The sequence below is a fragment of the Pseudonocardia sp. McavD-2-B genome (assembly GCF_024124365.1).
Taxonomy (GTDB): Bacteria; Actinomycetota; Actinomycetes; order Mycobacteriales; family Pseudonocardiaceae; genus Pseudonocardia; species Pseudonocardia alni.
Genome location: NZ_JAMXSG010000188.1, coordinates 1 through 11,414, shown reverse-complemented (window position 1 = coordinate 11,414; position 11,414 = coordinate 1). Strand labels below are relative to the sequence as shown.

Genomic DNA, 11,414 nt, shown 5'->3' with positions numbered 1-11,414 from the left:
GACGCGATCGGCCTGTGCCTGGGGGCGGCGCTCGCGCCGTCGACCCGGCAGGCCGTCGTCGACGGGTCGGTCGCAAAGCGGCTCCAGCCCGGCCTCGCCGCCGCCCACGGACTGACGGCCGCGTCGCTCGCCCGGGCCGGTGTCGCCGGACCGGCAGGCTGGCTCGGCGGGACCTTCGGCGTGCTGCCCGGCTCGGACCTGACGCTGTCCGGCCTGCTCGGCGGGCCCGCCGAGCTCGACGCGGTCGCCCTCAAGCCGTACCCGGCATGCCGCTACACCCACGCCGCGCTGGCCGCGGCCGAGCAGCTGCACGCGCGCCGGCCCGGCATGGACACGGTGCGGCGGATCATCGCGCACCTGCCGGCCGGGTCGGCCTACGAGCTGGTGGCCCGGCCGTGGCAGGACCGCGGGGCCCCGCTGGTCGACGTCCAGTTCTCCCTGCCGTGGCAGCTCGCCGCGCTCTGGGTGACCGGGCGCTACGACCTCGGCACGCTGCGCCGCGACCTCGGCCGCGCCGACGTCGCCGCCGCGGCCGCCCTGGTCGAGGTCCGCCAGGACCTCCCCGAGAGCGCCGTCATGTCCGGCGCCCGGGTCGAGCTGGAGACCACCGACGGCGTCCACGACGTCGCGGAGGCCGCCATGCCCGGCGCCGGCGCGGCCCGGCCGGACCGCGACGCCGTCGACCGCAAGCTCCTCGGCTGCCTGGAGGTCGCCGCGGTGCCCGACGCCCGCGCCGCCGCCGACCGCCTGTGGCAGCTGGCCGCCGACCTCCCCGGCCTCGACGCGGCCGGAGCCGCCGCGGCCGTCACCGACCGGACCGGCCCGGCCTGATCCCGGCCCGCACCCCGCTGTTCAGCACCGACGTACGACGAGAGGGAACGACCACCATGGACTTCGGCCTCACCCCCGAGCAGACCACGCTCGTGGAGTCGGTCTCCAAGCTCGCCGAACGCGAGTTCGGCGCGCGGGCCTTCCAGCGCGACGGGTTCGCCTGGGACTCCCTCAAGGTGCTCGCCGACCACGACCTGACCGGGCTCACCCTGCCCGTCGAGGTCGGTGGGCAGGGCGCCTCGCTGCTCGATGCGGTGCTCGTGATGATGGCGATCACCAAGGTCTGCCCGCACAGCGCCGACGCGCTGCAGGCGAGCAACTTCGGCGCGATCCGCCAGGTCGCGAAGTTCGGCTCCGAGCACGTGCGCCGCGAGGTGCTGCCGCTGCTCCTGCGGGGCGAGGCGCTCGTGACCGCCGGGATGAGCGAGCCCGACGCGGGCAGCGCGCTGACCGACCTGCGCACCACCGCCCGCTACGAGGGCGACCACGTCGTGCTCGACGGCCAGAAGTGCTGGAACTCCCACGGCCCGGACGCGACGCACTCGGTCGTATGGTGCCGGTTCGGCCCGTCGTCGCGCGACATCGGGGCGGTCCTGGTCCCGTTCGACGCCCCCGGTTTCACCCGCGGCAAGCGTGAGCTGCACATGAGTGGCGAGTCGCACTGCCAGCTGTTCTTCGACGGCTGCCGGGTGCCGAAGGAGTACGTCCTCGCCGACAGCGGTGCGCTGCGCAGCATGCTGTCGATCTTCGGTGTCGAGCGGATGGGCAACGCCTCCCGGGCGCTCGCGCTCGCCGAGACCGCCTACGAGCGCGCCGTCGAGCACGCGAAGGTCCGCAAGGCCTTCGGCAAGGACCTCTGCGAGTTCCAGGGCCTGCAGTGGAAGTTCGCCGACATGAGGGTGGAGCTCGACGCGGCCCGGATGCTGCTGCTGCGGGCGGTCGCCAACGCCGACGCCGGCGCACCGGACGCGACCGAGGCGGCCATCGCGAAGCTGCACGCCAACCGCACGGCGTTCCAGGTCGCCAACGAGGCGATGCAGGTCTTCGGGGCCTCGGGCTACAGCCAGGAGTACCCGCTGGAGTACATCGTCCGCCGCACCCGCGGCTGGATGATCGCCGGCGGCTCGGTCGAGATCCTCAAGAACACCATCGCCGGCTCCGTCTTCGGGCGCCGCTTCGACCAGCGGGCGGGGACGGGCGCGTGAGCATCACCGGAACCGGCACCACCGCACCGCAGGCGCAGCGCGGTCTCGACGGCGCCACCGACGTCCTCGTCGACTGGGTCGTCGCCGCGGCCGCGGCGCCGCTGCCCGCCGAGGTCGAGCACCACGTGCGCCGCCTGCTCGTCGACTACGTCGCCGCCGTCGTCCCCGGCTCGGCGACCGACGTCGCGCGGGCGGTCGCGACCCACGTCGCCGACACCTACGGGACGACCGGCCGCACCGCCACCGCGATCGGCCTCGGACCGGTCTCGGCGCCGGGCGCCGCGTTCCTCAACGGCACGAGCGCCCACAGCCTCGAGGTCGACGACGGCTACACCCCCGGCAGCGTGCACCCGAGCAGCGTCTGCTTCCCGGCCGTGCTCGCCGCGGCGGAGGCCCGGGGCAGCGACACCACCACGACGATGCGGGCGCTCGCCGTCGCCCTGGAGGCGGTGTCCCGGCTCGCCGCCGCGGGGCACCCCGCGACGTGGCGCAACCACTTCCACAACACCCCGCTCGCGGGTGTCGTCGGCGCCACCTGCGGGGTGGCCGTCCTGCACGGCCTCGACGCCGACCGGCTGCACGACGCGCTCGGTGTCGCGGCCTCGCACGCCGGCGGGCTGTTCGCCTTCCTCGGTAAGAACGCCGAGGTCAAGCGGGTGCACCCGGGCAAGGCCGCACGCGACGCGATCGTCAGCGTCGAGCTCGCCGAGGCCGGTGTGACCGGGCCGCGGCCGATCCTGGAGACCCGGCACGGCTACGTCGAGGCGTTCGCCGACGGCGGTTTCGACGCCGGCACCCTGCTCGACGGTCTGGGGGAGCGGTGGGTCGTTCTCGACTCCTACGTGAAGCCCTACCCGTCCTGCCGGCACCTGCACGGCCCGATCGACGCCGTGCTGGCGCTGCGCGCGGAGCACGGGGTGACCGTCGCCGACGTCGCGCGGGTCGACGTCGCGACCTACACCGTCGCCTCGCACCACGCGAGCACCGAGGTGGACTCGCTGCTCGACGCCCAGATGAGCATCCCGTTCGCGGTGGCCACCGCCCTCGTGCACGACGAGGTGGGCCTCACCGAGTTCGGTCCCGGCTCCCGCCGCGACCCCGCACTGCTCGACCTCGTCGGCCGGGTGCACGTCCGCGCCGACGAGCAGGCCGACGCGGACTACCCGGTGCTGCGCACCGCCGTGGTGACGCTGACCCTGCACGACGGGCGGGAGCTCACCGAGCGGGTCCCGACCCCCTACGGGGAGCCGGGCAACCCGGTCAGCGACGACGAGATGACCGCGAAGCTGGTCCGGCTCGCCGCGCCGGTGCTCGGCCGCGACGCCGCCACCGGGCTCGCCGCCGAGCTGTGGACCTTCGCCTCGCTCGACGTCGTGGCCCGCACCGACGCCCTCTGCCGGGGTGCGGCATGACCCAGCTGACCGACCGCCCGGCCGACGCCGCCGATCCCGCACGGCCCGACGTGGGCCGGGCGCTGCTCGCCCCCCGCTCCGTCGCGATCGTCGGCGCCTCCGACGACGCACGGAAGACGACCGCCCGCCCCCTGCGCTTCCTGCGCGAGGCCGGCTTCACCGGCGGCGTCTACCCCGTCAACCCGCGCCGCGAGACGGTGCTGGGGGAGCGGGCCTGGCCCGACATCGCCTCGCTCCCGGAGGTTCCCGACCACGTCTTCGTCCTCACCGACACCGCACGCGTCGTCGACACCGTCCGCGAGTGCGGCGAGGCCGGGGTACCGCTGGTGACGGTGCTGTCCGGCGGCTTCGGCGAGGGCGGGCCCGAGGGGCGGGAACGGCTCGAGGAGCTGCTCGACGTCGCCCGCCGGTACGGCGTCCGGGTCGTCGGCCCGAACAGCATCGGCGTGGTCAACCCGCGCAACGGCATGCTGCTCACCGCCAACGCCGCGTTCGCCGAGCCCGACCTGCCCGTCGGGCCGTCGTTCGTCGCGTCCCAGTCCGGCAGCGTCATCGGCGCGCTGATGACCCGGGCGAAGGCCCGTGGCCTGGGCTTCGCCGGGTTCGTCTCCACCGGCTCCGAGGTCGACCTGACCCTCGGCGAGATCTGCGAGGCCACCCTCGACGACCCCGAGATCGGCTCGTACACGCTGTTCGTGGAGTCGATGGACAACGCGGGCCCGCTGGCCCGTTTCGCCGCGGCCGCCGCCGAGCGCGGCCGGCCCGTCACCGTCTACAAGCTGGGCCGCAGCGACGCGGCCGCAGCCCTGTCGGTGTCGCACACCGGGGCGCTCGCCGGCGAGGACGACGAGGCCGACGCCTTCTTCCGCGCCTGCGGGTTCGCCCGGGTCGACAACTTCGAGGCGCTCATCGAGACCGAGGCCCTCCAGCGGCGGATCGGCCCGCCCGGGCCGGTCCGCGCCGACCGGATCGGGGTGATCACCTCCACCGGGGGCGGCGCCGCGATCGTCGTCGACCAGCTGGAGACCCGCGGCGTCACCGTGGCCCGGCCGAGCCCCGCGGTGTTCCGCGGGCTCGCCGCGCTCGGGCTCGACGTGGCCGAGAACCTCATCGTCGACCTCACGCTCGCCGGGACCCGGCACGACCTCGTGCTCGGAGCGCTGGACGTGCTCCGGTCCAGCGGTGAGTTCGATCTCGTCCTGTTCGTCGTCGGCTCCTCGGCGCGGCTCAACCCCGAACTCGCGGTGTCCGCGATCGCCGAGGCGGCCGCCGCCGGCGAGGTGCCGCTGGCAGCCTGGGCGTTGCCGGACGCACTCGAGTCGCTCCGCATGCTGAACGACGCCGGCGTCCCCGCCTTCCGCACCGCGGAGGCCTGCGCGGAGGCGATCGCCGCGACCCTGGCCCGGCGCCCGGTCGATCCGGCCGTGCTCGGCACCCGGGACACCGGTGCCGCCGAGGCCCCGGCCCGCACGCTCGACGAGAGCGACTCGGCGGTCGTCCTGGCCGGGCTCGGGGTGGCGTTCCCCGCCGCGACGACGTGCGACGCCGCGGGCACGCCCGCCGCGGAGCCCGCCTGGCCGGTGGTGGTGAAGGCGCTGTCGGACCGGCTGCCGCACAAGTCCGACGCCGGTGCGGTCGTCCTCGGCGTGACCGGGCCCGGCGAGCTCGCCGGCGCCGTCCGGACGATCACCGCGAACGTCGCCGCGCACGACCCGACGATCGAGCTCGGCGGGTTCCTGGTGCAGGAGATGGTCGGCGACGCGGTCGTGGAGGCGCTCGTCGGCTATCGGGTGAGCCCGACGGTGGGGCCGCTGGTGATGCTCGCCGCCGGCGGCGTGCACGCCGAGCTGTACGACGACTCCACGCTGCGCCTCGCCCCCGTCACTGCCGAGGTGGCCCGGGAGATGGTCGGCGAGGTGACGGCCATGCGCATCGCGCGCGGGTTCCGCGGCGGACCGGCCGGAGACATCGACGCGCTGGTCGACACCGTCGTCGCGGTGTCCCGGCTCGCCGTGACCCGGCCCGACGTGGTGGAGGCCGAGGTCAACCCGGTCGCCGTCCGGCCACGCGGGCAGGGAGCCGTCGCCCTCGACGCCCTGGTCCGCGAGGCGGACCGGTCATGACCCGTCCGCCCCGCCCGTGAACCGACACACATCCGAGGACACACCATGGACGTGAAGATCAACGACTTGTCGCTGACCTACGGCGACTTCACCGCGGTCGAGCACCTCGGCCTCCACATCTCCGACGGCGAGTCCCTGGTGCTGCTCGGGCAGTCGGGGTGCGGAAAGACCAGCACGATGCGGTGCGTCGCCGGTCTGGAGGACCCCAGCGGTGGTTCGATCGCCATCGGCGGGACGACCGTGTTCGACGCGGCCGCCGGGCTCAACGTCGCACCGAACAAGCGCAACGTGGGCCTGGTCTTCCAGTCCTATGCGGTGTGGCCGCACATGACGGTGCTGGAGAACGTGTCGTTCCCGCTGCGGATGAAGCGGCGCCCCAAGGCCGAGATCCGCACCCGGGCACTGGAGACCCTGGAACTCGTCGGGCTGGCCCACCTCGCCGACAAGGGCGCCAGCCTGCTGTCCGGCGGCCAGATGCAGCGGGTCGCGCTGGCACGGAGCCTCGCGATGGAGCCGAACGTCATGCTGCTCGACGAGCCCCTGTCCAACCTGGATGCCCGGCTCCGCGAGGACCTGCGGGTGGAGCTGCGGCGGCTGCAGCTCGAGCTCGGGCTCACCTCGATCTACGTCACCCACGACCAGGGCGAGGCGCTGGCACTCGCCGACCGCATCGCGATCATGCAGCATGGGCGGATCTCGCAGCTGTCCACGCCGGTGGAGACCTACCGGAGCCCCGCGTCGGCGTCGATCGCGGAGTTCCTCGGGGTCGCGAACATCTTCCCGGTCGCCGCACCGCGGGCGGGGGAGCGGCGGCTGCGGCTGGCCGGCCACGACGTCGAGATCGCCGCCGACGCCGTCGTCCCGCCGGGCGACGACCTCAGCGTCTGCATCCGTCCCGAACACGTCCGGGTGCGGACGGAGCCGCGTGACGCGGGCCCGAACTCGTGGCAGGGCACCGTGACGGTCAGCGTCTTCCAGGGCTCCTTCATCCGGTGCTCGGTCGCGCTCGACGCCGGGCCGACGCTGGAGGTCCAGACCCAGGACGCGTCGGTCGTGCTGCGCCAGCACGACCGGGTGCACGTCGAGATCGACCCCGCCCACGTCCAGGTCCTCCCCCGGGAGGCCGGACCCGCCGCCGCGGCCCCGGGACCCGGTGCCGCCGGTGAGGCCGACCGCGCGCGTCCCGGCGACGCGGCCCCGCGGACGTCGCACGACCGGCCGGTCGCGGCGGCCGCGACCCGGGAGGGCTGAGCCGTGGCGATCCTCCAGGAGCCGCCCCGCACCGGCGTGGGAGAGACCGCGGCGCCCCCGCCGCGCGCACGCACGGCGCGGCGCCGCCTCCGGCTGCCGACCGTGCTCGTCCTGGTCGTGCTGGCGGTGCTCATCGTGCTGCCGGCCGCGATGGTGCTGCTCGCGGCGTTCAGCGTCGACGTCCCCCGGCCCGGGAACATCACCTGGGACCTCACGCTCGGCAACTTCGGGGTGTTCACCGACCCGCAGACACTGACGGCGTTCGGGAACTCGATGGTGATCGGCGTCGTCTCGACGGCGCTGGCCTGCCTCATCGGCGGGTCCCTCGCGTTCCTCGCCGCGCGCAGCGACATCCCGGTCCCGCGTTTCGTCTACCTGGTCGGCCTGATGCCGATCTTCCTGCCGTCCTACGTCGGCGCGCTGGCCTGGTCCATGCTCGGCAGCCCCAACGCCGGCCTGCTCAACATCGCGCAGGCCGATCTCGGACTCTCCCTGCCGCTGGACATGTACTCGGTGCCGGGGATGATCGTCGTCTTCGCGATGTACTACTCGCCCTACACCTTCCTGCTGGTGCACGGCGCGATGTCGATGATGAGCCCGGACCTGGAGGAGGCCGCGCGGGTGCACGGCGCCACGTCGCGCCGGATGCTGGGCCTGGTCTCGTTCCCGCTCGCCACCCCGGCGCTCATCGGCTCGGCGATGCTGACCTTCATCCTGGTCTTCGAGAACTTCCCGGTCGCCCAGGTGCTGGGCACCCCGGGCGGGGTGGACACCCTCCCGACGCTGATCTTCCGGCTGCTCAACACCAGCCCTTCACGGGGCAACGAGAGCGCCGCGATCGCGGTCGTGCTCGTCGCCGTCGTGCTGCTCGCCACCTGGCTGCAGCAGCGGATGCTGGCGAAGCGGTCGTTCACCACCGTCACCGGCAAGGGCGTCCGCCAGAAGAAGGTCGCCCTCGGCCGGGCCCGTATCCCGGTGTTCGCCACCGTGCTCGGCTTCTTCTTCCTGTCCATCGTGCTGCCGGTGCTGGCGCTCGTGACCGTCGCCGGTCAGAGCTCGCCCTACCTGACCTCGCTGACCCAGCTCGCCGAGCCGGGCGGGCTCGACTTCAGCTCGTTCTCCGACGTGCTGGTCTCGTCGAGCTTCCAGGAGGCGGCCTGGCACAGCCTCGTCGTGAGCGTGTTCGCGGCGAGCGCCGGCGTGGTGCTGGCGTTCCTGTGCGGCTACCTCGTCTACCGCACCCGGTCCACCGGGCGGTCGCTGGTCGAGGGGATCTCGATGATCCCCCTCGCGCTGCCGGCCGTCGTGCTCGGCATGGGTCTGCTGTGGACCTGGCTGGTCATGCCGGTCCCGCTCTACGGCACCCTCGCGGTCCTGGTCATCGCCTTCCTCGCGGTGCAGTCGCCGCAGGGGTTCCGGGGCGTGGCGTCGTCGATCCTCGCCACCGACCGGGACCTCGAGGACTCCGCGGTGATGCTCGGGGCCTCCCGGGCCCGTGCCGTCACGAGCGTCACGGTGCCGCTGATGAAGGTGGGCCTGCTGTCGACGTTCCTGCTGCTGCTCATGCTCAGCATGCGCGAGCTGACGGTGCCGCTGTTCCTCTACACCAGCGACACCGAGATCCTCTCGATCGCGATCTACGACGCCTTCGAGAACGGCGGCGCGCTGCGCGAGGCCGCGGCGATGAGCGTCATCTACACCGCCTTCATGTTCGTCCTGTCCTACATCCCCCGCCGCCTCGCGCGGTAGTCACACCGGCGGACGACGGCGTCCGTCCCGGCAAAGGAGCTGACCCATGAAGAGGACACGCACGAGCGGCCTGGTCGCCGCGCTCGCGGCGGGCGGCCTGCTGCTCGCAGGCTGCGGCGGGGGAGGTGGCGGCGGCACCGACACCGTCACCGAGGGGATGCTCGCGCTGCCCGCCGTGGACGACGCGAACGGCCTCGTCGTCGACGGCGAGCAAGTCGCCGACGCCGCCCTGCTGGAGGCCGCCCGCGGCGACACGCTCGTCTGGTTCACCGGGTCCGGCAGCGAGAGCGCCGAGCTGACCGCGGACCGGTTCACCGCGGAGACCGGCGTCCGGGTCGAGGTGACGCGGATGCCGTCGGCGAAGCTCAACGAGCGGGTGCTCAGCGAGGCCGGGGCCGGGCGGCTGTCGGCGGGCGTCGTCACCATCACCGACCCGCTGCTCGCCGAGGGCCTCGCCGAGCAGGACGTGTTCGTGCCCTACACCGAGATGCCGACCCACGACACGCTGACCGGCACCGAGAACGTGACGTGGGCCGGCGGGGCCTACTACACGTCGTACTACTCGGCCTACGCCTTCGCCTACAACGACCGGGCCGTCGAGGGCGGGGACGTCCCCGCCAGCTGGAACGACCTGCTGGACCCGCGGTGGAAGGGCCGCATGGGCGTCGTCAACGCCGGTGCGGGCGGCACCGTGCAGGGCCTGGCCGCGTTCCAGGAGGACGTCATCGGGCCGGACTACTGGGCCGGGCTCGCCGCGCAGCAACCGCGGATCTTCGACACCACCTCGGTGCAGCTGGAGGCACTCGCCCGCGGCGAGATCGAGATCGCGACAGCCGGCTTCAACAGCACCTACGGCGCGGAGCGCTCCGGGGCGCCGATCAAGCTCGTCGTGCCCGAGGAGGGCGTGTCCGGCACCTTCAACATGCAGGGCCTGACCAGCACCGGGCAGGACAGCCCGGCCGCGAAGCTGTTCATGAACTGGACCTGGTCGACGTCGGGCCAGCAGTTCGCCGCCGCGCAGGGGTTCATCGGGGCCCGCACCGACATCGAGCAGGTCCCGACCGGCGACTACCGGCTCCCGAAGGCCGACGACCCGTCGTTCGTCGTCTACACCCCGGAGCAGGCGGAGACCGACGGCGCCGACACCGTCCGGCGCTGGAACCAGACCTTCGGCTTCAACGGCTGACCCGGTCCACCCCACGGGGTGCCCCGGTCCGACAAGACCGGGGCGTCTGCTGTCCCGGCCCCGCCGGCCTTGCCCGACCACCCCGCGGACGATCACCGGTTCCGTCGACGCGCACGCGATCGGGCGAGCGCCGGCGGGACCGGTGAGCGGGTCGTGGTCGGTGCTCAGTCCAGGAGGATCAGGGAGAGTTTGCTTGCGGCGCATGCCGGGCGGGGTGAGTGCTCCAGCTCCACGGTGACGTCGATCGCGACGAGGACGGCGCGGTCGCGAGGCTCGGCGTTCGCGACCGTCGCGTGCAGCCGGATGCGGGACCCCACCGGGACCGGTGCCGGGAAGCGGACCCGGTCCCAGCCGTAGTTGAGCCGCGCCGTCCCCAGTTCGAACCGGTAGAGGTCGCCGGCCAGCGCGGAGATCAGCGACAGCGTGAGCTGGCCGTGCGCGATCGTCCGGCCGTACGGCCCGGACGCGGCCCGCTCGCGGTCGACGTGGATCCACTGGTGGTCCCCGGTCGCCGCGGCGAACGCGTCGATGCGGTCCTGGTCCACGGTGGTCCACGGCCCCGGGCCGAGCTCGGCGCCGATCGCGGCGTCGAGCCCGTCCCGGGTGGAGACGACGAGCGGGCCGCCCGTCACATGAACCGCCCGCCGGTGACCTCGGCCGTCGTGCCCGTCATGTACGACGAGAGCGACGACGCGTAGAACAGCGCCACGTTCGCGACCTCGTCGATCTCGCCGACCCGCTGCATCGGGATCTCCGACATCTTCTGGTCCCACGCCTTCTGCGGCATCGCCTCGGTCATCGCCGACCGGATCAGTCCCGGCTGGATCGCGTTGACCCGCACGCCGTGGTGGGCCATCTCCTTGGCTGCGGCCTTCGTGAGCCCGACGATCCCGGCCTTCGCCGCCGAGTAGTTGGTCTGCCCGACCATCCCGACCTTCCCGGACAGCGAGCTGATGTTCACGATCGCGCCGGACTTCTGCTCCCGCATCCGTGCGGCGGCGAGCCGGGTGCCGTTCCAGGTGCCCTTGAGGTGGACCTGGATCACCAGGTCGAAGTCGTCCTCCGACATGGTGCGCATCGTGGCGTCGCGGGTGATCCCCGCGTTGTTGACGAAGACGTCGAGCGAGCCGAACGTCGTCACCGCGGTGTCGATCAGCGCGGCGACCTCCTCGGCGGAGACGACGTCGCAGCGGACGCCGACGGCGACCTCCTCGCCGCCGAGCTCCTTCGCGGCGGCGCGGGCCGCCGCCTCGTCCAGGTCGCCGAGCACGACGCGGGCGCCGTGGGCGACGTAGGTGCGGGCGATGGCGAGCCCGATGCCCTGGGCACCACCCGTCACGACGGCGGTGCGGCCCTCCAGCAGTGCGGTCATTCCGGTCCTCTCTCTGGTCGGTTCCCGGTCGCGTGGCGGGGCCACGGCGCCCGGGGGAGTCAGGTGAAGCGGGGTTCGCGGCGCTCGGTGAAGGCCGCCCGGCCCTCGGCGGCGTCCGGGCCCTGGCCTGCCAGCGACACGGCCACCCGCTCCGAGGCGAGGAAGTCGGCCAGACCCGCGTGGGCGCGGGCCGCGAGACGCTTGGTCAGGGCGTTCGACCCGCGGGGCCCGGCCGCCAGCCGCGCGGCGATCTCTGTGGCCCGCGCCGTCGCCGTCCCGGCGGGG

8 protein-coding genes and 2 pseudogenes are annotated in these 11,414 nt (G+C 73.7%); 7 read left to right on the top strand and 3 right to left on the bottom strand.

Translation table 11 applies throughout. From position 1 onward, the window contains the following. The 7 genes and pseudogenes from NH602_RS21415 to NH602_RS21385 all read left to right on the top strand — a co-directional run. Nucleotides 1-831, top strand: a pseudogene (locus NH602_RS21415) (MmgE/PrpD family protein); the annotation flags it as partial. Nucleotides 832-887: 56 nt separating this feature from the next. Beyond that, complete coding sequence (locus tag NH602_RS21410) at nt 888-2,036, top strand: acyl-CoA dehydrogenase family protein (protein WP_253068732.1); 1,149 nt, start codon at nt 888-890, stop codon at nt 2,034-2,036. Further along, on the top strand, nt 2,033-3,448 hold the full coding sequence (locus NH602_RS21405; protein ID WP_253068731.1) for an MmgE/PrpD family protein: 1,416 nt from the start codon (nt 2,033-2,035) through the stop codon (nt 3,446-3,448). The genes NH602_RS21410 and NH602_RS21405 overlap by 4 nt, the downstream gene beginning before the upstream one ends. Further along, nucleotides 3,445-5,571 (top strand): acetate--CoA ligase family protein, encoded by a 2,127-nt coding sequence (locus tag NH602_RS21400; protein WP_253068730.1) that lies wholly within the window; start codon nt 3,445-3,447, stop codon nt 5,569-5,571. Before NH602_RS21405 ends, NH602_RS21400 begins: the two co-directional genes overlap by 4 nt. Before the next feature lie 45 nt (nt 5,572-5,616). Beyond that, nucleotides 5,617-6,822, top strand: a complete 1,206-nt coding sequence (locus NH602_RS21395) for an ABC transporter ATP-binding protein (RefSeq protein ID WP_179760133.1) — start codon at nt 5,617-5,619, stop codon at nt 6,820-6,822. 3 nt (nt 6,823-6,825) lie between these two features. Next, nucleotides 6,826-8,571, top strand: a complete 1,746-nt coding sequence (locus tag NH602_RS21390) for an iron ABC transporter permease (RefSeq protein ID WP_083658398.1) — start codon at nt 6,826-6,828, stop codon at nt 8,569-8,571. A 46-nt stretch (nt 8,572-8,617) separates the two neighbouring features. Then, complete coding sequence (locus NH602_RS21385) at nt 8,618-9,757, top strand: ABC transporter substrate-binding protein (RefSeq protein WP_179760132.1); 1,140 nt, start codon at nt 8,618-8,620, stop codon at nt 9,755-9,757. A 164-nt stretch (nt 9,758-9,921) separates the two neighbouring features. Here the strand turns inward: NH602_RS21385 and NH602_RS21380 are convergent, their stop codons facing one another. The 3 genes and pseudogenes from NH602_RS21380 to NH602_RS21370 form a co-directional block, all read right to left on the bottom strand. Next, nucleotides 9,922-10,389: a MaoC family dehydratase gene (locus tag NH602_RS21380; protein ID WP_073575186.1), complete on the bottom strand. Its 468-nt coding sequence runs from the start codon at nt 10,387-10,389 to the stop codon at nt 9,922-9,924. After that, the gene (fabG, locus tag NH602_RS21375; RefSeq protein ID WP_073575185.1) at nt 10,386-11,129 is read right to left on the bottom strand and encodes a 3-oxoacyl-ACP reductase FabG; all 744 of its coding nucleotides are present in this window, start codon (nt 11,127-11,129) and stop codon (nt 10,386-10,388) included. Before fabG ends, NH602_RS21380 begins: the two co-directional genes overlap by 4 nt. A 59-nt stretch (nt 11,130-11,188) precedes the next feature. Next, nucleotides 11,189-11,414: pseudogene (locus tag NH602_RS21370) on the bottom strand (enoyl-CoA hydratase); the annotation flags it as partial.

What these genes read in the sequence shown, in the direction of transcription:
- NH602_RS21385 (WP_179760132.1), top strand. Translation starts at nt 8,618, where the DNA reads ATGAAGAGGACACGCACGAGCGGCCTGGTCGCCGCGCTCGCGGCGGGC.
- NH602_RS21395 (WP_179760133.1), top strand. Translation starts at nt 5,617, where the DNA reads ATGGACGTGAAGATCAACGACTTGTCGCTGACCTACGGCGACTTCACC.
- NH602_RS21400 (WP_253068730.1), top strand. Translation starts at nt 3,445, where the DNA reads ATGACCCAGCTGACCGACCGCCCGGCCGACGCCGCCGATCCCGCACGG.
- fabG (WP_073575185.1), bottom strand. Translation starts at nt 11,129, where the DNA reads ATGACCGCACTGCTGGAGGGCCGCACCGCCGTCGTGACGGGTGGTGCC.
- NH602_RS21410 (WP_253068732.1), top strand. Translation starts at nt 888, where the DNA reads ATGGACTTCGGCCTCACCCCCGAGCAGACCACGCTCGTGGAGTCGGTC.